This window comes from Cohnella silvisoli, from assembly GCF_021190915.1.
Taxonomy (GTDB): domain Bacteria; phylum Bacillota; class Bacilli; order Paenibacillales; family Paenibacillaceae; genus Cohnella; species Cohnella silvisoli.
Genome location: NZ_JAIOAP010000008.1, coordinates 239,710 through 262,695, shown reverse-complemented (window position 1 = coordinate 262,695; position 22,986 = coordinate 239,710). Strand labels below are relative to the sequence as shown.

Annotated in this window: 19 protein-coding genes and 2 pseudogenes; 2 read left to right on the top strand and 19 right to left on the bottom strand. The window is 49.8% G+C overall.

Annotated elements, in window-relative coordinates:
• Window positions 1–3: 3 nt before the first annotated feature.
• Window positions 4–1,833 carry a cache domain-containing sensor histidine kinase gene (locus tag K7P76_RS16925; protein WP_232186482.1) on the bottom strand — a complete coding sequence of 610 codons (1,830 nt, stop codon included), beginning with the start codon at window positions 1,831–1,833 and terminating at the stop codon, window positions 4–6.
• Window positions 1,834–2,271: 438 nt separating this feature from the next.
• On the opposite strand from K7P76_RS16925, the pseudogene K7P76_RS16920 reads away from it, so the two are divergent.
• A pseudogene (locus K7P76_RS16920) lies at window positions 2,272–2,373 on the top strand (2OG-Fe(II) oxygenase); the annotation flags it as partial.
• On the opposite strand, the pseudogene K7P76_RS16915 reads toward K7P76_RS16920, so the two are convergent.
• The 5 genes and pseudogenes from K7P76_RS16915 to K7P76_RS16895 all read right to left on the bottom strand — a co-directional run.
• Window positions 2,372–2,515: pseudogene (locus tag K7P76_RS16915) on the bottom strand (2OG-Fe(II) oxygenase); the annotation flags it as partial. The pseudogenes K7P76_RS16920 and K7P76_RS16915 overlap by 2 nt on opposite strands.
• Before the next feature lie 267 nt (window positions 2,516–2,782).
• Window positions 2,783–5,113 carry a VirB4-like conjugal transfer ATPase, CD1110 family gene (locus tag K7P76_RS16910; protein WP_232186481.1) on the bottom strand — a complete coding sequence of 777 codons (2,331 nt, stop codon included), beginning with the start codon at window positions 5,111–5,113 and terminating at the stop codon, window positions 2,783–2,785.
• Window positions 5,106–5,471: a PrgI family protein gene (locus K7P76_RS16905; RefSeq protein ID WP_309244772.1), complete on the bottom strand. Its 366-nt coding sequence runs from the start codon at window positions 5,469–5,471 to the stop codon at window positions 5,106–5,108. The genes K7P76_RS16910 and K7P76_RS16905 overlap by 8 nt, the downstream gene beginning before the upstream one ends.
• 24 nt (window positions 5,472–5,495) lie before the next feature.
• On the bottom strand, window positions 5,496–5,825 hold the full coding sequence (locus tag K7P76_RS16900; RefSeq protein WP_232186479.1) for a hypothetical protein: 330 nt from the start codon (window positions 5,823–5,825) through the stop codon (window positions 5,496–5,498).
• Between the two features lie 37 nt (window positions 5,826–5,862).
• Window positions 5,863–6,042, bottom strand: coding sequence for an aspartyl-phosphate phosphatase Spo0E family protein (locus tag K7P76_RS16895; protein WP_232186478.1), 180 nt, complete (start codon window positions 6,040–6,042; stop codon window positions 5,863–5,865).
• Between the two features lie 231 nt (window positions 6,043–6,273).
• Here K7P76_RS16895 and K7P76_RS16890 point away from each other — a divergent pair, with 231 nt between their 5' ends.
• Entirely contained in the window at window positions 6,274–6,609 is a 336-nt protein-coding gene (locus K7P76_RS16890) for a helix-turn-helix domain-containing protein (protein WP_232186477.1), read from the top strand.
• Between the two features lie 61 nt (window positions 6,610–6,670).
• Here K7P76_RS16890 and K7P76_RS16885 read toward each other — a convergent pair whose 3' ends face one another.
• The 13 genes from K7P76_RS16885 to K7P76_RS33835 all read right to left on the bottom strand — a co-directional run bounded on the left by K7P76_RS16885 (window position 6,671) and on the right by K7P76_RS33835 (window position 22,977).
• Complete coding sequence (locus K7P76_RS16885) at window positions 6,671–7,510, bottom strand: VirB6/TrbL-like conjugal transfer protein, CD1112 family (protein ID WP_232186476.1); 840 nt, start codon at window positions 7,508–7,510, stop codon at window positions 6,671–6,673.
• A 69-nt stretch (window positions 7,511–7,579) separates the two neighbouring features.
• Window positions 7,580–7,879 carry a glutamyl-tRNA amidotransferase gene (locus K7P76_RS16880; protein WP_432643700.1) on the bottom strand — a complete coding sequence of 100 codons (300 nt, stop codon included), beginning with the start codon at window positions 7,877–7,879 and terminating at the stop codon, window positions 7,580–7,582.
• 6 nt (window positions 7,880–7,885) lie between these two features.
• Complete coding sequence (locus tag K7P76_RS16875; protein WP_232186475.1) at window positions 7,886–9,490, bottom strand: VirD4-like conjugal transfer protein, CD1115 family; 1,605 nt, start codon at window positions 9,488–9,490, stop codon at window positions 7,886–7,888.
• Window positions 9,491–9,641: 151 nt separating this feature from the next.
• Window positions 9,642–9,833 (bottom strand): hypothetical protein, encoded by a 192-nt coding sequence (locus K7P76_RS16870; protein ID WP_232186474.1) that lies wholly within the window; start codon window positions 9,831–9,833, stop codon window positions 9,642–9,644.
• A gap of 37 nt (window positions 9,834–9,870) precedes the next feature.
• Window positions 9,871–10,773: a hypothetical protein gene (locus K7P76_RS16865; protein ID WP_232186473.1), complete on the bottom strand. Its 903-nt coding sequence runs from the start codon at window positions 10,771–10,773 to the stop codon at window positions 9,871–9,873.
• Entirely contained in the window at window positions 10,770–11,723 is a 954-nt protein-coding gene (locus K7P76_RS16860; protein WP_232186472.1) for a PcfB family protein, read from the bottom strand. The genes K7P76_RS16865 and K7P76_RS16860 overlap by 4 nt, the downstream gene beginning before the upstream one ends.
• Entirely contained in the window at window positions 11,665–13,059 is a 1,395-nt protein-coding gene (locus tag K7P76_RS16855; RefSeq protein ID WP_232186471.1) for a relaxase/mobilization nuclease domain-containing protein, read from the bottom strand. The genes K7P76_RS16860 and K7P76_RS16855 overlap by 59 nt, the downstream gene beginning before the upstream one ends.
• A gap of 14 nt (window positions 13,060–13,073) precedes the next feature.
• Window positions 13,074–13,457, bottom strand: a complete 384-nt coding sequence (locus K7P76_RS16850) for a plasmid mobilization protein (RefSeq protein ID WP_373692422.1) — start codon at window positions 13,455–13,457, stop codon at window positions 13,074–13,076.
• Window positions 13,458–13,735: 278 nt separating this feature from the next.
• A complete protein-coding gene (locus tag K7P76_RS16845) occupies window positions 13,736–13,882 on the bottom strand; it encodes a hypothetical protein (protein ID WP_232186469.1) in 147 nt (48 codons plus the stop codon).
• Window positions 13,883–13,964: 82 nt separating this feature from the next.
• Window positions 13,965–14,900, bottom strand: coding sequence for a DUF3991 and TOPRIM domain-containing protein (locus K7P76_RS16840; RefSeq protein WP_232186468.1), 936 nt, complete (start codon window positions 14,898–14,900; stop codon window positions 13,965–13,967).
• A gap of 22 nt (window positions 14,901–14,922) precedes the next feature.
• Complete coding sequence (locus K7P76_RS16835) at window positions 14,923–15,117, bottom strand: hypothetical protein (RefSeq protein WP_232186467.1); 195 nt, start codon at window positions 15,115–15,117, stop codon at window positions 14,923–14,925.
• Between the two features lie 259 nt (window positions 15,118–15,376).
• Complete coding sequence (locus K7P76_RS16830; RefSeq protein ID WP_232186466.1) at window positions 15,377–15,691, bottom strand: DUF6664 family protein; 315 nt, start codon at window positions 15,689–15,691, stop codon at window positions 15,377–15,379.
• A gap of 65 nt (window positions 15,692–15,756) precedes the next feature.
• Window positions 15,757–22,977, bottom strand: a complete 7,221-nt coding sequence (locus tag K7P76_RS33835; RefSeq protein ID WP_255678601.1) for a helicase-like domain-containing protein — start codon at window positions 22,975–22,977, stop codon at window positions 15,757–15,759.
• Between the last annotated feature and the right edge of the window lie 9 nt (window positions 22,978–22,986).

Below are 22,986 nucleotides of genomic sequence, written 5' to 3'. Positions count from 1 at the left end.
CTCTCATTCATCACGTAATGGCAATTTTATCATAACTTTTGTATACATCCCGACTTCGCTTTCGATATCAAGACCATATTCGTCGCCATATAAAATTTTAATACGGTTATTGACGCTACCGACACCAAAATCTGTATGTTTTGTAGACTCAGTTTGTTGTTTTACAGGAGGTTTTAGTACCTTATTTATTGCCTCCACACTCATGCCTGCACCGTCGTCATAAATTTCAATCTCAATATACCGGTCTTTTTGATAACCTTTAATCATGAGAATTCCTTTTTCATTTTTTTGTTTGAGACCATGATAGATGGCGTTTTCCACAATGGGCTGCAAAGTCAACTTGGGAATCGAATAATGCATGATGCCTTCATCGAAATCTATCGTAAAGTCCATATATTCCACATACCTGAGCTTTTGAATTTCCAAATAACTGACGGTTAGTTGAACCTCATCGCGGATTTTGATGATATCGTTTCCCTTACTGAGCGAAACTCTGTAGAAATTGGCCAAGTATTTCGAAGCCATTATGGCTTCTTCTCTCATATTGAGCTTGATAAAAGAGATAACGGTTTCAATCGTGTTGTATAGAAAATGCGGCTTGACCTGCGACTGAAGCAGTTTAAACTCAATATCTGCTTTGGTTTTCTGTTCTTCATAGTTTTCAACGATGAGTTTTTGGATTCTGTCCATAAGACTGTTCAAGCCTTTAGCGAGCAATCCGATTTCGTCTAAAGAATTGTTATTGATCCTGACATTTAAATGCCCAAGATGTATTTCCTTCATGGTCTTTGCGATCCGCAATATCGGTCTGGTTATCGTTCGTGAAAGCATAAAGGAAACGATAAATGCAAAGATTAAACATGCAAATCCAATAATAACGATAAGTTGGTTTATTTTTTTATTTTCAACCGTGATCTCTTCGATTGGAATCACACTTACAATTTTCCACTCAAGCTTGTCAAAGCTATGTGCGGTTATTAGAACTTTGTCTTTGCCGCTTCCTCTTATTAGACTTTCACCAATGCTTGTCTCATTTTTAATTTTTAAATTGCTGACTTCATTGAATTTTTTATAAAGATCATTCTTGTTTTGAGACGATATGACTACTCCGTTCTTGTTTAAAATATAGAACCTTCCCCCCTTGTATTTCATATTATCCAGATAAATTGACGCAATATCTCTTTCTGTAAGATACAAGACGACAATCCCTACGGTTTTGCCTGTATCTTTATGAATGACTGCTTTCGCAACGGCAAATGCATTTTCAGCAGTTCCGTTATTGTATTTAAACGCAAACAAGTTTGTCCAGACAGGAACCTGTTTTTCTTTAATTGTACGGATCAAATCCGGACTCATCATTGTTGATATGCTGGCATTGTCAGCGTAGCCTATATCAAAAAGATGGTTGTTGGAGTCCATCACACTAGCGGCAGCAATTTGAGTGCTAGGCTGGACAATGTTGCTTATGACCTCAGAAAGCGTGTTTTTAATATTCAGACTGCCCAATGAGTCGCTAGACACCGATGCGTTAGCATAGAAATTCATCTGTTTCAGAAGGTTGGCTTGCAGCCTGTGATCCGTTGCGAGAATTCTCGAAAAATCCTCAGCGCGGCTAATCAGCGTTTGCAGGTTTTTATCTATTAGTTCCAGTTCTCTAGATGAGTTGTTAACGGCTTTATCTACTATAGCTTTACTAGAAACAATATTAGCAAATAATGCAAGGATACTTAGAGATATAACAATGATCACGATATTACTGATAAATATTTTGTTCTTAATTGATATACTCTGGTACATATACTTAACGATATTGGAATGTTTTCTCTGTTTCATAAAGCCTCCAATTCTATTACTTAATATAGTAAATATATTATCAATTTTGGATCGTAAGAGAAATTGAATATTCCATAGCTAATTGAGCCATCGTTCCGGTGAGTGAGAGCCACGTCTCCGGCGTTTTTGAGCAACCCGTCCGGACGAAGGAGCCAGTCCATAGCGCCTCCTGTTAGAATGATCCGTATGCGTTGTCGAAAGACAGCGCAAATCATTCGTGGAGGTCACCATGACCAAATATCGAGAAATCCTGCGGCTACATAGCCAGGGAATCAGCCAACGTAACATCGCCCTCAGTTGCGCCTGCTCGCGCAACACCGGCTTAGGACGCGAGACTTGAACAGAGTCTGCAAAGAGATGCTGACGAAGCTCGCCATCCGTTAGCTCTTTCTCTAACGGCCAGGCGATGCTGAGTTCTTCTGCCCGTTGAATGATTTTGAAAAGCTACGCACTCAGAGCAGAGGGCATGTGATTACTCTGAATCAAGGGCTGATCTTCCCAACCCCAATACGCCCTGTTCAAGGTACACGAGGATACTAGGTCGCTGCTCAACAAGCAGAAACTCTCCACCAGTATAATCCTTTTCTCGCTGATTCAGCATAAACACAACTTGGGAGGGAAAGTAGATATCCCCATAGAGATCCTGATGTAAACAATTATATCCGTCCGAATCATATTTCATCTTACAAATTATTTGGGGTAGATCATCGTTACTATCAGAGCGAAATTCCGGGGACTCTTGGAGGGCATCGAGGTAGTAAAATTTAAGTTGCCTTTTTCATTTCAATTTCAGTATATCTACGTAGATAACGCTTGTACTCATTTTCGAATATAGCAGCAAAATATCGTAAATATTTTATCCCCGTATGTACTACTACCGTTGTTACTAGGAAAAAGGTTTAGTTCAGAAGCGGTTGATCCTATTGTAATCAACCGCTTCCTGTTGTCATTACTCTCCAGGCTTCGTCGTCATCAGGCTGTACAGTTTCGTGTGCCGTGGGAACTTGTCGGTAAACGGTACAAGCGAACTGCCGACCTTCATCAGTCCATTCCCAGCATCAACATTCGTGATATAGGAGAGCTGCAGATCAGAAATGTTTAGCAGTTCGGCAAGCTCCATGCGGTCGGTGCTAGCCTGATTCAACATGACAATAAACTCGCTGTTTGCAAGCATCGTCCGGGCCGTGTGGCTTTGCAGCAGATCGTCCACATTTTGCGTAATGCCCGTACAAAAAGCGCCATACTTTCGGACGCGCTTCCAGAGCGTGAACAGAAAGTCGGCACTATATTCGTGCTGGAACAGCAGGTAGATTTCATCAATAAAGATAAACGTATTCTTACCTCTGGCGCGATTTTGCGTAATGCGATTCAAGATGTTATCGAGTACGACGAGCATACCGATGGGAAGAAGTTGCTTGCCCAGATCGAGAATATCGTAGCAAATGAGTCGATTGTGAACGTTAACGTTAGTCGGCTTGGCGAACGTGTTCAAGCTGCCGGAAGTGAACAATTCAATCGCCAGCGCGATGTCTTGCGCTTCCGGTTCTGCTTGCTTAAGTAGCTCCGCCCGAAAATCCTGTAAGGTCGGCGGCTGTCCCTTATAATTGCTCTGCAAATACTTACGGTACACAGCGGCGGTACATCGGTCGATGAGTGACTTTTCCTTCGCGCCAAGCTGATGTCCGCCGATCAACTGCTCGCATAGCGACAGGACGAACTCCGATTTGAGAATGATCGGATTGGCCCCGTCACCGTAAGCCCGGTTCATATCCATCGCATTGATATGGTTCGGAGAAGTCGCCGAAATATGAACCGTCTCGCCGCCCATCGCATTCACCAGAGCGGAATACTCCCGCTCCGGGTCAATCAGAATAATATCATCGTCGCTCGCCAGAATCTGGTTGACGATTTCTCGCTTCGCCGTGAAGCTCTTGCCGGAACCCGACACGCCAAGGATAAAACTGTTTCCGTTCAGCAGTTGCTTGCGATTGGCGACGATCATATTTTTGCTGATGACGTTCTGCCCGTAATAAATGCCATCTGTGTGCATGATCTCCTGCGCGCGGAACGGGATAAAGACCGCCGTACTTTCAGTCGTGAGCGTCCGCAAAGCGTGAACTTTACGCAACCCATACGGTAGCACCGTATTCAAACCGTCCATTTGCTGATAGGAGAGCGTGGCAAACTGGCATAGATGTTTGCGGGCCGTCGTGAGCAAGGTTTCCGTGTCGCTATCGAGTTGTTCTTTGCTTTCTGCGACATGAACCATCGTAAGCAGTCCAAACATCATCCTCTGATCGCGAGTCGTCAGATCACTAAGAAATTCTTTGCTCTCTTTACGCTGCTGCTCCATATCGTAAGGGACAACAGCCGAAAAGTTGTTATTGCGATTTTGCCGCCGCTGCCAGTTCGTAATGTTGGTTTCTACGCCGAGCAACCGATTCTCTACTTCGCGGACAGCTTCATCGGTCGGAATCGGGATGACATCGAGCGACAGCAGCAAATTACGATTCAGGTCGCACAGTTCGGCTACCATGCTGTCCTTGATGTAACTGGCGTAATCTCGGAGAAAGATAACCCGTCCATAATAGTTCCCCATCCGAAAATGATCTTTAGCAAACTCGAAGGTGTCCGGGCAAATATAATCTTTGAAGTCGTGTCCCTTGCGCATCATCTCCTTCATGTCGAACCGGAAGTCGGCTTCTTCGCCAATGCGGTAGAAGTCATGCAGGATGCGCAGGCGATCCGTCGCATCGAGTTCAGTACATTTGGTGCCGAGGCGGGAGAAATGTGCCGTCAACTCCGTAGCAACCCGCGCGAAGTAATGGCGAGCTTCCTCCACGTTCTTTTTCACAACGGAAATGGTAATGTATTTATCCTGAACCGTTCCGGTCGCGTTACCATCCGTCGCTTTACCGAGCAGCATGTCGTTGTATTCCTGCCGATACGTATCCAGTTCGTCGTCCCGCAATGGAATGAAAACGGAACGTTCCACGTCTGCCTGATGAAGCCGCCGATTGTGAATCGTAATCTTCGTCGTCGCACCGCTGTCAAACGAGTTAAGAAGCTCGGAGTAAGAGAGAAACATCGTCTCCTTGTCTTCTCGCGATGCAACCGCGTAGTTGATGTCCGCGAAACGGAACGACTTCGAGAATTTGTTGTCGACAGCAAAAATCCCGTCCGGCCAGATGGCGCGGATCGGGATCGCTTGTTGTACGCTTTTGGGAATGGCAGTTCGTGTCTTGTCCTGCTTGATCGTGCGCCTGAGCGTCTTAATCATTGTGCTTCATCCTTCCTTGCTCACGCTTATCCAAGTTTCCTTTCAGCGCTTCGTAGTAGAGGTTGGTCGAACGAAAGACGAGACGTCGTGGCATGAGAAACTCCGACTTCACGTACACCCACAAGAGTTGCTCCGCCGTCATCCCGTGGTAGCGGATAAATCCGAGCGCTGCGCAAGGCGCTGCCCCTAATATGCACAGCCAACTGAGCGTTTCCAACCCGAAATGACTGCGCAAGCCGAAGTACAGTCCAATCGCCGCAATAACTGCCAGAATAGAAAAAAAGAACTGTCGCAAGGACAGTCCAAAAAATAAACTTTCCGTATAGTCCCGGATCTCCCGGTTAATTTTCACTTCCACTTTCATCCCTCCTGGATGAACCATTTACGTCCCAGGCTCATTGTGTTCAGATTTGACTGATGTCGTGTCATCAAACAAATCGGAATGGCTTAATAAGGCTACAGCAAGTTGTATACCGTCCTCCATCCCCTGCAAATATAGGCGCTCATTCATGGCAGCTTGCGAATAATGATGCCGATCCTCCCATTCTGCAAACCCAGGCATGTGCTGAACATCCATACCCGCAAACAAGACTTGGAATGCTTTACTTTCTTCAGCACGAATACGCTTCAATTCTGGATGATGCTGGATTCGTGCAGCGACATCATCCAAGCGCCCTTGAATGGCTTCCCGAAACCACGACGGCAAATTCATGACCACGACTCCCTCCAGCCCTGCACTAACGATTCTCTTATCCCTGCTCGACCGCTCCGAAACGATGAAATTGAATCACCAACTCATCTACCCGCCGACTTTGCGTCTGAACGGTTTCATTTTCACCAAGCGGAATACCTTGCTCGAGTGATTTTTGACCCAACTCGTTCAGCTTTGCCTTTTCTACTTCAACGTGTCGCAGCAGTTCTTTTTTCAATTAGCCAATGTCTCCTCTCTCAAGCGTTTCCCTGACTTTACGAGGTGCGACTCCCAAAAATCCCAGGCTGAATTCATCCCAGTTGGTAAACCGTTGGATTAAACATCAGCCATATTGCGTACTCTTATAACTACAAAAAATACTACGTTATTAGCTCATTAAGGTCAACTGTGAACTACTTCATAATAGTAGCTAATAGCTCTTATTATATGCTGGAGGGAAGGGTAAGTCATGAATTTGTACGACAAAAAGATGGTAGGCGAACGCATTCGTTCCCGACGCAAGGCGCTGGGCATCTCTCAAGAAAACTTTGCTGAAAGGATTGGCCGTGTGACCAAATTTTGCGCTGATATTGAACGCGGTCAAGCTGGAATGTCCATAGAAACGATGTTAATCATTGGTTCCCTGCTCAAATTGTCTCCTAACGATCTCCTTTATGGAGATAAAGCCCAAGACAAACCAAATGACGAAACAGAACTCATTATCGCTGCACTGAATCAGTGTACGGAGAAGCAACGTAAGGATGCTTTAGCGCTGTTGAAGCTGTTCATCACAGCAATTCGTTAATCTTTGCCCATCGTGAATTTCGTGAATCGATAATAGGCTCGATCTCTTAGTCGGAGGCCCCTTACAGTCCCATCATTTCACGCACAAGACGATCTGCCATCTTTACAGTCCCAACGAGAACCAACATATTAAAGATGAGTTCCCCGATGTACGTCCATACCAATGTAATCGCACCTGCACCCTCATCAACAGCCGGAGGTGCGGTGGCGAAGGCGGAATAGATGATACACGCCAGTACAATAATGGAGCCTTCCAAACAAACTGCCGCGTATCCTTTCAGGAATGATTTTCCGATGTTTTGGCTTGGCTCCCCCGCGAAGGTGGACAGCGGAACAGGGGCGATGGCCGTATATAAATAGAGACGGAAAAAGCGCCCGTACACCGAAAGAATCATCACAAAAGATAGCACCGTAATGAACAGACTGCCGAGAATGGTGACGATCCACAGCGGTATGCTTTGCCAAAATCCAACATCTTCAATCGCCTGTGCTATCGTATTCGGCAAAGTCATTGTTCCTGATGTTCCGAACCCGGAGCGCCCCATCATCGTCGAGATGATCCCCTGTACAATCGCAAAGAGTGCCATCATCAACTCCAACCCATAGGTCACGACCGCCTTGGCCAGCACAAAACGGATAAACAACTTGACGGCCATCTCCGGCTTTTTCACTTCCGCAAAGCTGCCCGTGGTCTTTACGACGCCAATCACAAAAAACAAAACCAGAAGCGCCAGCCCCGTCGCCTGCAATGCGCCATGAATATCGGTGATGACGTGCCAAATACCCCCGCCCTTGAAATCTGCCGGCGATTGGGTCACAAGACTCCAGATTTCATTCATCTTGTCATTCCATGTATCGAGCGCATTTTCGAGGTTGTCGATCACCCAACTGTTTTTTGACATAGGCTCACCCCTTCCGTAAACAGGGAACAGACGAAGCGCCGTCCATCCCCCTTATACAAAACTTCAAGCTCATCCGGCAATCAAGGTAAGGATTTCTTTCGTAAACGTAATAATGACCCCACCAGCGAGGGTTAGAAATCCGTTTGCACGCTGGGAAGGGTCATGGGATTTGAGCGACAATCCGATCTGCACAATGCCGAAACCGAGAATAATCATGCCAATCGCACGGATTAACCCGAAAATGAACGTGGAGAGGTTGTTGACCGTCGTCATCGGATCGCCCTCTGCATAAGCGGTGGAAACGAAGACGGTTCCCGTTAAGACCAGAACGATGTACAGGGCCAGCAGCCGTTTGGTTTTGAATTTCAATTTTCATCATTCCCCTCGTAAAAATAGCGACTCTACTTCTTCTTCCGAAAGCAACTCGTAGTCCCCGTCATCATGGAGGAAGACGGATTGCCAATCCAAAGCGTGTTCCGTTCCGCCATGTTGGTAGGGAAGACCGCTACCATCTGTCGTGAGCGTGACATGCGGATGCCGGAGTAAGTCGTACTTGTCGTCCCTCACCGGATGTTCGCCGCGAATAAAGAGCAGGGCATAACGGTTGTCGAGCAGTCGAACTTCGTCGGGTGTTAGAAGCTCACGGCCTGACTGCTGATAGTTGATCGAGTAACTGCCGTTTCTCCCCTTGCTCTGGCCGTAGGTGTTGGTGTCAATCGTCTCTTTGCCGAGCAGTTCCGAGATGTATTTGTGTGTGGACTGTTCATTTCCGCCCAGGTACAAAAATTCATCACAGTTGCCGACAATCGATTCCCACGCATCTTTGTACAGCGCTTTGAGCTGCGCCAGATTTTGCAGGATGATGGAAACCGAAATTTCCCGGCTGCGCATGGTGGAGAGCAGCTTGTCAAATTCATCGGGGAGCGCCACATTCGCAAACTCGTCCATGACAAAATGAACATGAACCGGGAGACGCCCGCCATGCCGATAGTCCGCCTCGTACATCAGGCATTGGAAAAGCTGCGTGTACAGCATACCGACAATGAAATTAAAACTGCTATCGTTATCGGGAATGACAGCAAACATCGCCGTCTTCTTCTCTCCCATAACGGTCAATTCCATTTCGTCGACCGTGCTCATGCCCGCAATCGTATGCAGGTTAAACTTCTCTAGTCGGACGCCGAGGCCAATCAAAATGGACTTCGCCGTTTTCCCCGCAGCCAGCTTGAAAATGTTGTACTGCTTGACGGCAAGGTGTTCCGGGTCGTGCATCGCCAGCCGCTCGAACAATTCATCGAGTGGGCTTTGATACGTTTCGTCCTCTTCCCGCACTTCCGCAGCCGCAATCATTTCCATGACCATCGGGAAGTTCTGCTCCTCGGGTGGCGCTTCGTATAGCAGGTAGAGTACGAGCGCTTCAAGCAGGGCTGTCTCGGAACGTTCCCAAAAGGGATCGTTTGTATTGCTGCCTTTCGGTGTCGTGTTACGGATCAGATTGGTGACCAGCTTGAGAACATCCTTGTCGTCTTGCAAATAGGCAAAGGGATTGTATCCATGCGAACGATGCGGATTGATCAGGTCCAGCACCTTGATGTCATAGCCTTCGGACTTGAGCAGATGCCCGGTATCGCGCAGAATTTCGCCCTTGGGATCGAGTACGACAAAGGACGTATGCGCCTGCATGACATTCGGTTTAGCGTAAAACCGTGTCTTACCGGAACCGGAACCGCCCACGACGAGAACATTCAAGTTTCGGCGGTGCTTACGTCCATCTAGGCCGATGCGTACCTGTTGCGTCAAAATTTTGTTTTGCTCAGGCTGCTTGCTGCGATATTTGCCATTGATCTGTCTGGCTTTGCCCCATCGTGCGCTACCGTGTTCCTCCCGGCGACGGTAGTTGCGCGGCGTGGCCAAGTACAAGCCGACTGCAATTCCATACATGAGCGTAAATAATAAAAGGCAACGTGGCGTATCGCTCACCCATTCAATATCAAAGGGATGGTTGAGTGCTTCGCTGAGATGCAGCAGGAGTGTAGGTAATCCCTTTGACAAAGCAGGGGCGGCAAGCAAAGCCGCCCACACGACCGGAATCAAAAAAACCGCAAAGAGTAAAAGATTACTCCTTGCGGTTTCAGCGCGCCGCATGATGACCTCGGCGCTTTATTTTCGTATAAGGGGCATCAATCGCCTTCAGCAGTAAATCGTCAACAGGATCGGTCGGCCGCTGCTGGCCGATCAGGTCATTACGTAGCGCATTCAAGGCGTTGATGACAATGCCATGCTCGTAATGATCCATACACAGGATACGCTCTTCCTCTCTCATCTTCCTTCCTCCCCAGAAATAATGAAAGGTATCGTCACTAGCGGGCTGCGTCGCTACGATTCGATTGCTGCTGTCGTTGCTCAGCGAGCACACGGTGCATACGACGAGTTAGGTTGTGCGCCGCATCCTTCATCACCGTAAGCTCAGCGCGAATTTGCTGCGGTTCTAATGCCTTAAGCCTTTCAGGCACGCGATCAAAACGAAAGAAATCCGTCATGAAACCGAACCTTTTGCTAAGCATGTACGCAGCACAATACGCTTGGAAATTGTAAGACGAACGGCTGTAGTCGTGATGTCCGCGATCCATCTCCGCGTGTGCGAGTTCCTGCGCAAGCGACCGAAAAATGTCACCCGCTCCAAGTCCACGGCTCACTACGATGTTACGCATGTCCGGTTGATAAAGCGCATGAATTTCCGTAGGCAGGTCGTCTCCGATCGTAATCGGAACAGGCGACCGGTCCGTCAACGCCTTGATGCGCGTGCGATCATCGAGCAAAGTCGGCGGTTCTTTTTTCTGTGCCGTCGTTTGCGAAACATCGAACATCTTCTTTGGGTTATAGCTGACTCCCGTACTCCCATCTTCCCGCTTGTATTCCTCACCCGGCTCCAGAATGTAAAATCCGATTTCCTTGCGGCGAATGAAGACACCCTGTTCCTTCCAAGCGTCAAAGTCGGCAATTCGCGTGGCATCGGGGCGCTGCGCCAGAATCAGCAACGCATTAGAGACACTGTAGAGATCAAACCGGCTTTGCACGTCCAGATAATGCTGGAATTGTTCGCCGCTTTGCGCGATGGCGATGGTGGTAGCGTCAATCGTCTCATACGTCCACTGCCGCAATTCTTGCTTTTTTTGCGCCCATGCTTCTTTATCGAACGGCTGTTCACGTTGATCGGTCATTTTAGAGGCTTGGGGTTGGAATAACTCGTCCCATTCGCTCATTTCGATTTCCCTCGCTTTCGACTCCCCGTAGTTGGAACAGGCGTTTTACTGCCAGATGCCGCCTTTCCGCGATCTCTGCGTTTCGGTGACGGCGGTTCCTGCTCCCTTTGCCGCCGCCTTGCCTCCGCCGCCCGATTTTCCTCTCGAATTTCACGCAATAACTGACGAATCGACACCTTTTCCTTTGGCTTTTCAGGGATGATCGTAACCTTTTCGTATGCCGCGCTGTGCCCGGAGGTAGGCGCGAACGGAGAGGACAGTTCCGTTGCCTTCTCCTCCTGTGTCGGCAGGAGCGGCTGCGGATGCTCTCGTTTCCTTCCGACCTCCCACGCCTCGGTCGCCGGATGATCGGTTCCCTGCTGCTCGTTTACCGACTGAACCTCCGCCACCGGCTCTGGCTTTCCCAGCAGATCGTCCAAAAAATCCTCACTGACTGCCGCTCCCTCATTTGAAGCGGACGGCTCACCTGCTCCTTCTTCGGGTATCCCGTTCTGTTGCTCCTGCGCCGCACCTTTACGCTCGTCCGATTGCTTTTCGTTGCGTGACTTCACAATCTCCTGCTTGATGCTGGCTGTATCTACCGTCGCCAGCTTAAAGCGCTCTACGATTCGGTTGATTTTGGACGCATCCTCGGCCCGCACCATCACGTCGCAAAGCCCGTCCACATTTTTTTTATCGCGGAGCGCGCAGTAGAGGACGCCGTATCGCTTCGCTTCTTGACAAAAAGTCGGCAAGTCTTCATTTCGTACGGCAAACACCTTCAGTTCCTTGCCACTGCGCAACAAGCTTTCCAGACGAATGCGCCCCCTTGTGCGCTTTTGCCCTTGTAAGGCCGCGAACAAATAAACCGCCAGATGCTTCGCGCCTTCGCCGGAAATTTTCGCCATGACCTCAATGCCACGGAGACTCATGCTGACGACCTGATCCGCCGCTTCGGTTCCGCTGCTCATGGACATTCGCCTCCCTTCGTGTCGAATGATCTTCCTCAGTACGCTTTAGCTTGTGTGCCATTGCATCGGAACGGGCAAGGATGCCCGTACAAAGCCTCACCTCCTTTCGGAGCTTCGCGAGCTGACGGGAAATCTCCGCAATTTGCGACTGATACGCTTCGATTTGCTCGGGATGCTGGCAACGTCGAATCCGGTTGTACAGCATTTTGCGAGAACCGTATCCTTGTTGCAATTCCGCTTGCAGCCCGTCCAGATAGTTCGTCATCTGATGCGTATTGGTAATCCGATGACGACAGAGCAGTTTGGTTTGCTCCGTGATCGCCGTCAGATGTCGCAGGTCTTCTCGCAATAAAAAAGACGTCCGTTTACGGGACGTGTGGGAACGGGGCATAACCCCCATCCTATATAAGTAACGCAAATACAAGGCTTGCAGGCCGCTGAATCTCCGTCTGATGTGTACGGTACTGCGTATTACAATTACAGCTCGTTTGCGTCGCGGCAGCGGCACGGGGGGCTGACGCTGCGGACGCTGGTTTTGCAGCACACGCGCATTAATTGCATGTTCCGTGTATGCGTCGCCGAGACTACGCAATCGCACAAACCGCTCTTTACCCGGCGGGCGTACCGCCAAATGTTTGACGTTTGACTTGATCTCATACCCCTGCTTTTGAAGGGCCGTGAAAAATTGCGTCATCGTCATGGCAGTCGCGATAGCATTGTCGATGTCCTCGCGAATCAAGCCGCGCCAGGTAGACTTGTTTTCCTGTTCCGCTCGCCACTCGCCGTAATGCTTGGCTTTACCCGTTTCCGGCTGCTCAATGACCGATAAAGCATACTCTCGGCACAGTTGGTCGGACGTTTGTCGCATCAGCGCATAAGAGGCTTTGTTATCGTAGTACCTTTTTCCATCCAAAAACGATACAGAATTGAGGACGAAATGGTTGTGCAGATGCCCCTTATCCAAATGGGTGGATACCACGACTTCAAAGCGTTCGCCCCATAACTCTTGCGCCAGTTTAACACCTATGGCATGCACCATTTCCGGTGTAGCCTCGCCAGGAGCAAACGATTGGTAGCCGTGGAAAGCAACAATGCCTTCGGTCTTCTGAAAATGCCGTTTAGTTCGTTGCATTTGCTCGTACGCGGTTATCGGGTCGCAATTGATGCCACTTACATATAACTGTCTCTCCGTTTTGTCATTATCGCCGGTGTATGCAAGCACTTGCTGCAACCCTTCGTGCTCGGCTCTATCTTGATCGGTTTTTTCGGGATTGGTCGCGTAGTCCAACACGCGCTTGAGGCGGTCAGTCACATCCCAAATCGCTGTTGTCGCCAAGCCCGTTCCTCCCCTTACGGCTGATAAAAGTTCGTAAGCTCTTCTTGCGATTCTATTCTCCTCTCCGGCTCCGTTACGGCATGTTGAATCCGCTGAACTGCGCGGCGCAACTCGTTTGCTTCCTGCTGAAAAGTCTCTCGGTCCGGATGACCAGTTGTATGTGCCTTGACGGCCAGTTGATTAAGGTTATTTCCGATGGCATGCAGTTCACGCACCATTGCATAGTAATCTGGCGGCGGCATCGCCTTCGGTACATAGCCACTGATAAGCATTCGAATGAACGCCTCCCTAGACAGCCCTGTCTTTCCCACCTGCATCATGAGGTACGCATATTCAATTGCATTCAGACGGAGTAGGAAGGAGTTTGAACGTTTCCTCAATGACCATCCCTCTTTCATTAAATAGCTTCCCTAAGCGAATATGTTGCAAAAACAAACAGCCGGTTTGATAACCACTGGGTAAATGAAACAAAAGCATCGCCATGACGGGGTCTTAGGGGCAAAGCCCCTAACAAGCGAATTTGGATATCCAAATTCAGTGCTTGCTGCAACACGAGACATTCGTCTCGCGTCGCCCTGCATGACACCAGCCGGGAAAAAGGCGATTGCATCGAAACGACAAAGAGACGCTGATCGCTCAGCGTCTTCGTGTGAAGCATGATCGAGTTTGGCTTCCGTCAACGTTCCTTGACTATTGCCCGGTGTGCCTGATCCATCACCGTTCGATGATCTAAACGTGTCGGATCGCTTTGTGCTTCTTCCTCTGCCTCCAACAATGCTTGTTCAATTTCCTCGTCCCGCTCGATTTCAACCTGTTCGCTCATGCCTTATCACCTCGGAATCAGAATATGAAGACCATCTCTATTTCACCTAACAGTAATCTGAATACGAATATGCCGAACTGCGCTATCGGGTTTGTTCCTCACGCTGTCTACGATAATCCTTCAAGTCGTCGTTCACGTCTTTACCGATGGGCGACTCGTCGGAAATGAAATACGTTTGGCCGAGTACCTGTTGAATCACCCTTGTCGCTGAACGGCCTGGTGCATCGTTATCCAAATGCAGCACCAACCGCTTCACTTGCGGATAGTTTTGCAAGTAATGAGTGAGTGCGGCCGGGGCAGTAGGTTCTTCCCTGTTTTCTTTAGGCGCATATATCCCTGCCAACGACAAATGATGCGATTGTCGCCAGTTCTCCGCCGCGAGGGTACAGTAGGATAACAGATCAATCGCGCTTTCAAACAAATGCAGCTCGGATCTGTCATCAGCCGGTATAGCAAATGAATATCGCTTATCACTGCCCGATGCCTCGCCCATATACCGGGTGTTCGTTGTCCCTCGAATCGCCGCATAACGAGGCGTACCTTCTAAATCAAAACCGACAAAAATCGCGTTATGGTATATTCGGCTTTCGTAGAGACGGCCTGTGTCGAGACAAAAATCAATGACATCACGGGAAATGCCGCGTTTTCGAAGATACGCGCTGACGCGATTCGATGTCTCATTCGGTTCGGGAAGCTCCAACTCCGTGTGTGAACGTACCTGCTGAGTGACTGCCGCAGCCAATGATAGGGGAATAGGTGAATTGCCGTCTATTTGCATTACCGCATCGGGAAAGGATAGACCGCGCACTTTAATAAGATAATCCAATGCCGAGCGCCCGCCGATGCCCCGCGACCACCAAAACCATTTGCCATTGGAGATTTTAAGGCTGTCGTGGGTTCGAGTTGCATAGGCGTTACGTGAGCAACGCACCAGTTCGTAGGGTTCGAAACATTGCAAATAGGTGAGCAAATCCATTTGCTTCGCACGTTCGATCTGTTCTTTGCTTACATGGCTCATGGTGATCGTTCCTCTCAGAAAATCATCGTTCCATCCCCCGCTTTTTGGGATACCGATATGCGTTGCCTTTCTTCAACTCTTTCGCGCCATTCATTTTCATAAATGTGTCTAAATCGCCTTCATAAACGTGATTGGTCATCCCTTGTGAATCACGAATGTAATAATACGTGTCGCCAAATACATTCTTCCCCTTAGAGACCAACTCCAATTCCGACATGGTTTCCCCCTCCTCAGTGGAACTAATTCCGTAACAACAAGGCGGTAGAATTGGACAAAAGCATCCACTGTTTGGCATGGCATACAACATGAACGTTCCTCCCAAAATGCAAAAGACCCCGATCTCGGGGTCCATTGCGTCTTGTAATTGATCATCATAGCTAGTAGTTGCCTCGCTTCGATCTGTGAGATGTCATGAGCCAAAGGCGATTCCGAGTCAATCAGTAAATGAGGAAAAGTCTATCTCAATATGCCCCCGTTTACCGTGATGGACGACTCCTGTTAAAGTAATCATAGGAGTCGGCATGACCTTGACGATAAATCGCCAAACGTTCCATTTTTTCCATTTTACGAAGTGTCCGCTTGATCTCAAGCCATGCACGGTATTCCTCATCGTTTGGAAATATCGATTCATGCTCTTCAATCAAGGACAGGACGAAGGGATGCTGCTCCTGAATCTCCATCCGTTGTCGCATCAACGTCATATATTTTTCATTCTTATGCAGTCGTCGCATAGCCTTATTCAAAACTTTGTCGAACTGGTCATCTAAGTGTTGAAAATATGACGGCTTCATCGTTGTCTCCCCCTCTCGTATTCAACATACACGAGCAAGGGGGGGCACGCGAACGTGCCAAACGGTCAGCGTTCACGCTTGACAACCTTTCGCTCTGGCAATTCAGATTCGTCATCCGGTACGCTATCCACGCCTTCGTTTTCCCGTTTGTCCATGTTCAGCAGTGCGTTCAATTCTGCGAGACGTGCCGACTTCACCTGCAACTCTTGCTCCTGCTTAAATGGTGTTTCGATCTGCTCCTTTGCCGTCTCCATCTGTTGCTTGAGGGTGGCAAGTTGGTCACGGTAATAAACGAGCTTATTCGGCAAATCCGACAGGGCATTGTTGATGCGGCTTATATTGCCACTGGCATCCGCTCCGAATGTAACCGTATGCCCCAATGCACCGCGTAATGTTGCTTTATATTCTTTTGAAAAGCTGTCGAAAGATAACCACAGCGAGAAGCCGAGATAGGTTCCCATTTTCTGCGGATCAGGAGAAGTCATCTCCTTACGAGCATCCAGCAAAGCTGCCCCCGCCGAAGCACGTTCCGAGTAACTGTAATCCTTGATCGTCATGCCGGGGAAACGCGATTCGGCATCCTTCTCCGGCGCTTGGGTGCGCATGAACAACGCCACGTCTTGCTCATACCCGGTAATGCGTTCCTCTGTAGATTTAATCTGCTGCGGCAACAACTTGAGTAGTTGATCCTCCAGCGCATAACGCTGACTTAAATGACTCGCCTTGAGTAGCTTGAGTTTGGACACTTGAATATCCAAATCAATCTTCTCCTTGATATACGGATTGCCGGTTGCCAGCGCCTTCACCTCGGCATAGGAGAGCGCCGCTTCGTCAATATCTTCAGCAGACCGAACAGGCGACTTGCTGGTCATGATCTGCGAAATAAATCGCTGTTTGTTTTCCAGTGTTTGATAGAGGTAAGCATCAAACGTGTTCTCTGTGACGTAGCGATAAATATGGGCTTCACCGTTCTGGTTGCCCTGGCGGATCACACGCCCCAAACGCTGCTCCAAATCACGCGGTCGCCACGGGCAGTCAAGGTCATGGATAGCAACCAGCTTCGTTTGCACATTCGTACCGGCTCCCATTTTGAACGTCGATCCCAGCAGAATGCGAACCTGTCCAGCCCGCACCTTGCCAAACAACTCCTTCTTCTGTACATCGGTATTGGCGTCATGAATATAGACGATTTCCGTCGCCGGAACACCTTTCTCCAGCAATTTGCGCTTGATTTCGTCGTAGACATTGAAGGTGCCATCCGCTTTGGGCGTAGACAAGTCGCAAAAGATCAGTTGCGTGAGTCGATGCTCCTGCCCCTCCTGCCAATGCCTGTAAATATTATCCGCGCAAGCGCTGACTTTGCTGCCTTCGTCATCCGGCAACATGGGATTGGCCAAGCGTTGATCGAGGGCCAGCTTACGTCCGTCGTTGGTGATCTTGAGCATGTTGTCTTCATACGGCTCTACTCGTTTCGCCCGTACCTGCTCGGCGCGACTAGCGAGATCAGAAACCATCTCACGCTGAAATTCACTTGGCGGCACAGCTACGTTATGGAAATGTGCTTTAGGAACGGGAAGCTGGAGCATGTCCGCCGTCTGAATGTCCGCCACTTCCTTGAACACATTCATCAATTCCGGCAAATTATAAAAACGGGCAAACCGCGTTTTCGCGCGGTAGCCCGTTCCTTCCGGTGCCAATTCGATTGCCGTAACTGTCTCTCCAAATGTGGATGCCCAGGCATCAAAATGCTGTAACCCTTGCCCGCACAGCCGCCCATATTGCAAGTAGCGCTGCATCGTATAAAGCTCGGTGATGGAATTAGAAACAGGGGTGCCTGTTGCAAAAATAATCCCTCGACCCTCGGTCAATTCGTCCAGATAACGACACTTGGCAAACATGTCCGACGACTTTTGGGCCTCCGTCTGCGACAGTCCGGCGACGTTGCGCATCTTCGTGTACAAAAACAAGTTCTTGTAAGCATCCGCCTCGTCTACGAATAACCGATCGATGCCAAGTTCCTCAAACGTAACTACATCATCCTTACGGCTCGTGTCGTTCAACTTCTCCAACTTGACCTGCAACGTCTTTTTGGTCTTTTCCAACTGCTTAATGGCATACCGCTCACCCTTGGCTTCTTTTAAGTCACGAATACCGTTTGTAATCTCGGCGATTTGTTCAAACAACTGTTGCCACTGACGCTCCGCCGAGATCGGAATTTTTTCAAATTGCGAGTGGCCGATAATAATCGCGTCGTAATCGCCAGTCGCGATCCGTGCGCAGAAGGTCTTTCGGTTCTTCGTTTCAAAATCTTTTTTGGTCGCAACCAGCACATTCGCTGACGGATAAAGCTGCAAAAACTCTGCCGCCCACTGCTCGGTCAAATGGTTCGGCACGACCAACATACTCTTGTTGCACAAACCCAAATGCTTGCTTTCCATCGCCGCAGCAGTCATTGCAAAGGTCTTGCCTGCGCCGACACAATGGGCAAACAGGGAGTTCCCGCCATAGAGTACGCGAGCAACTGCATTGACCTGATGCTGCCGTAACCGGATTTCCGGGTTCATTCCTGTGAAGCGGATATGGCCACCATCATACTCACGCGGACGGATGCTATTAAACCGATCATTATACAGTCGTGTGAGCCGCTCCCGGCGCTGCGGATCTCGCCATATCCAGTCCTTAAACGCATCTTTCATGGCTTCCTGCTTTTGCTGCGCAATCGCCGTTTCCTGTTTGTTCAACACCCTTTTTTCCATACCGTCCTCATAAACGGTATCGAAAATCCGCACATCTCTCAGATTTAATGTGTCTTCAAGAATTTTGTACGCATTGATGCGATTCGTGCCGTAGGTGAGGTTGGCCTTAATGTTGTTACTGCGATCATCGCTTTTACCTCTGACGTTCCAAGCCGCCGTGTAACTGGAGTACATCACGTCGATAGAAGACTGGTACATGTACGGCGTATCCACCAGTTCAAAGAGAAAAGATCGAATGACTTCCGGCGGTAGCCACGTTGCGCCGAGCCGCAAATCAATTTCCGAAGCGTCCAAGTCCTTCGGCTGTACACTGACCAATGCTTTGATATTTTCGCTGTAACGCTCGGCATCAAAAGCGGCGAACTGCTTGGCAACGCGCAGTCTGTCGCGCACATTGCCGGATAGATACGCATCCGCCGTTTCGTAGGTGGGCTGCCCTTCTTCATCTAACCTTTCAGGATTCGGAAAGATGACACCACGAAGTTCCTGCACAAGCTGTTCAGGCAAGAGTCCGGTCAACTCCGCCATATAAAGCAGATCGACGCGCGCTTTCGTCCCAATCGAAACCGCCAATGCTTCCGAAGCCGTATCCACCTGCTTAATGTTAGTCCGTTGCCGAATGGTACGCTTCGTGAACATATCCGCCTTGCGCAACAATCGTCCTTCTTCATCGACCACTTCCAGCGAACAGAGCAGAAAGTAGGAGCTGTCATCGGAGAAAGCAAGGCTGTTGGCGCGACTGTTAATCAGACCGTATTGCGCGGTAAATCGTTCATACTGCGTGTTTAATTTGTGCTGTTGCTCCTGAATCGCCTCATCGCTGTAATCCTCAGTCTGATAGTCGATCAATTCGCGCACCGTGTCTCGAAGCTGGATCATGCCCTTGATGCGGCCTGTCGCAGTGGTCGAAGTCTCAACTGGTCGCATTCGGCTATTTTCACGGAAATAGATCCGGCCCTCGACTAGCGCAAAGCTGAAGTTACGAACGGACGGATCTGCAGGCAGGAAGGCTTCTTCCTCTTCTGGCTGATCGTCTCGTTCCAACTCAACCCATTCCGCATGGATGTTCGAGAGCGCTTCGCGTAGCAGTTCATCCAACACCGCATCCGGGAAGGGACGACAAGTCGTTTCCTGCTGATTCCCATACATCCGGTCGTCATAAGCCATCGTGCCAAGCACCATTTCCGGGCGAGCTGCAAAATAGCGATTCACTGGCACACCTTCTGCTGTCTCCCCCAATGAGAGCCATTCCTCGGTTTGCTCGCTTACCGCCACCATGCGATCCCGTTTTTGCAGAAATAAAATGTCGGCGGTTACTTCGGTTCCCGCGTTTGCCAGAAACGCATTGCTAGGCAGACGCACCGCACCGAGTAGCATGGCCCGTTCTGCGATGTATTTGCGGACAGCCAGGTTTTGCTTGTCCATCGTCCCTTTGGAGGTAATAAAGGCGACAATTCCACCAGGGCGAACCTTATCGAGCGTCTTCGCAAAGAAATAGTCGTGAATCAGGAACTTGTGCTTATCGTATTTTTTATCCACCACGCCATAACCGCCGAACGGGACGTTACCAATCGCCAGATCAAAAAAGCTGTCCGGCAAAGGAGTCTGCTCGTAACCGCTGACAGTAATCGACGCCTTCGGGTAAAGCTGTCGTGCAATGCGTCCAGTGGTACTGTCCAGTTCCACGCCGAACAGACGCGCGTCTTGGAATGATTCAGGCACCAACCCGAAGAAATTGCCAATGCCACAAGACGGCTCCAATAGATTGCCACTACGAAAACCGATCTTTTCCAGGCATTCATACATCGCTTTGATGACGGTAGGCGAGGTGTAATGGGCATTCAGCGTAGTGGCGCGAGCGGACGCATACGCTTCCGAGTCTAGCAGATCTCGCAATTCCGCATATTCCGTTCCCCATTGCGTATTCGCCTCATCAAACGCTTGTGGAAGCCCACCCCAACCTACATAACGGGCAAGAACGGCCTGTTCGTCCGCTGTCGCCTGACGGTTCTCCTTCTCCAGTTGCCCGAGCAGCCGAATCGCTTCCACGTTCCATTTATACTTGGTTTTCGCGCCGCCATGTCCCAATTCATCGTTCGTAATTCGATAGTTATTGGTCGGAGTTGATTCACGCCGAAGCTCGGGGGCGGTGTCTGCGGGAGAAGGAACCACTTCCACATCCTCCGCCCGTGACGTTTGCTCCGTTTCGTCAAGCGGTTCCGTATCCCATTCCTCTTCTTGCGAATCCCGTTCCGATTGCTCGGCGATCAGATGATCGTTCAGCGGATTTTCGCGTAACATGCGCTCGAGGTCCCGGCGATCCATTTCCTGCATGAATAACGGAAATTGAACGTCCTGCAGCACGACCTTTCGCGTCTCCAGTTGCGCAATTTCGTATTCATCCGTACCGATAAAGACGTTGCTACCCTCGGCATAGGCATAATGGGCATGAACCCGATCGGGTGGTTCATTTGGGCGTGCTTCATCCGACGTATAATCCGATTGCTGCGAAAGACGTTCCATCGATTCCAATGCGCGTTCTCTGCGTTGTTCCTCCTGTTGCTCGGCATAGGCAGGCAATCGTTCTTCTTCCTGACGATTCAGGTATCTGCCTACTGCCAGCAACTCTCCGATACGCTTCTGTACCTTGATCCATGGTAGCATAACCGTAACGTCCGGATGCATAATCGAACCGCGCGTCAACGTAATCCCCTTGCTGTCGTGATTTTCGTGAATATCTGTGCCGCGCAAGGCAGGAAGGCGGCCGCCCGTGCCGTACTCCCGTTTCAGAAAATCCGCGTTTTCTTGCGCAGATAACGACTGCTCAAAAAAGAGCGCGATACGCAGCTTTCCGCTCTCAAAGCCGCTACCGTTTTGCAGAACGGCGTCGATGGCCGCTTGTGGAAGTGAAAAAGCGGAGGCACGATCGCTCTCCGCTTGTTCCATCCATAATGTCTGCTGCTGCAACGAAGGCAGCGACTTTGGAGCCGAATCAAACTCGCTTAGAAGAATCATGTTCGCGATATGCCCGGCAATGACCGCCCAATCGTAAAAACTCTGCGCCGTCCGCTGTTCCGCGGTTCCTGTCCAAAGATGTAATACGTTACGGTACGGCTCAAAACCGGCCCTGCTCTCGTCATCCAGTGTTAGCTCCGTAACACCCGAAGGAAACAGGCTCCGTATATACAGCGTTCGTTCGCGGCTCTCTGCATGTGCGGCAAAAAAGGCTTCGATAGCCGCCTTGCTCTCCGAAAGCGGCGCGGCACGAAGCATCATGTTAATGATCTGATGGTCATGAAAAAACGGAAGACTTTTGTCCTCCGTTGCGCGGTCGTACCATTTTAGTGATAAATCAGTTCCGTGAGAATTAATTCCTCCGCCTGTTGTTTCAGGTTGTTCATGTGTCCCGTCCAGGCCAGCGAGTCGTTCATCTTGTCCGGGGCTGGATGCTGCCGCAGTAATTCCTGCATCGTCAGGTCGATCTGCTCCCGCGCCGAGCGCTCGATGTCCACCAGATGTTGAATCAGCGTCTCGGACAGCATCAGATGGGCGTAAGTTCCCTTCCGCTGTTCCCTGAGAAACGTCTTGCGCAACATCCCATATTTCCCGATACTCATTGTTTCGGGCATCGCCAGGTCGGGTAGCAGGTAATCTCCGTTCGGCGTATAGGTCAGTTCCATGCTCGATCATCCTTTCGCGTGTTTTAGCATCATTGTGCGGGACGGGTGCCGAACCTGCAACGATGCCGCGGGGCTGCTTCTCTATTTTTTGCTGTGCCTCCCGGCGCAGCGCCCGAATGGTGGATTCGATCTCGCGCAGCATTGTCTCCGCCACATCGCTGATTGCCGCGCCTAAATGAGAAAGCGTTGGCAGCGAATTGAAATAGCCGACGCCGGACAGGTCGTCAACGCTAATGTAGCGGGAAGGTTCCACCCCGCAGCGGGTGAGCGCCATAAAAGAAACAGCGTATTGTGCAGCTTCCTTGAAAAGCAGTCCGACGTGTGACTCATCCAGTTCTTCCAGCAGGCTGTTATCGCGCTCGGTCAGTAACATCCGCAAATAATCGGCGCTATGATCTTCTACAGCGTTTCGGGTGGCAGACAACAGCACGTCAACCAGTTCCATCCCCGGCCCTCGTTCACTACCAAAGGCATTTTCCAGCGTCTCGATGACGGCTTCCGCATCGGACTCTTCTAACCGCCATAGGGAGACTGGCCGCTCATTTCGGCTCTGCGTGTCCGACACTTCGAAAACATGACGCAATCCCAAATAACTACCACGATCTTCAATGAGGGCGATACCTTTCGCGCCTCGCTTGACCCAACGGTTCAATCGTTTATTCCAAACCTCGATAGATGCACAAGCCGTAGCATCGGGACGCTGTGCATAGATCAACAGTTGATCTTGAAACGGGTATTTGTAGTTCCAAGCCGCCGTCCGCAGAAAATCAGCCCAGCGTTCGGGATCACCCGATACCGCATGGGCTGTAGTGGCGGCAAGCTCGGCCATTCGTTGTAACTTGGCTGTCAACGCTCGCAC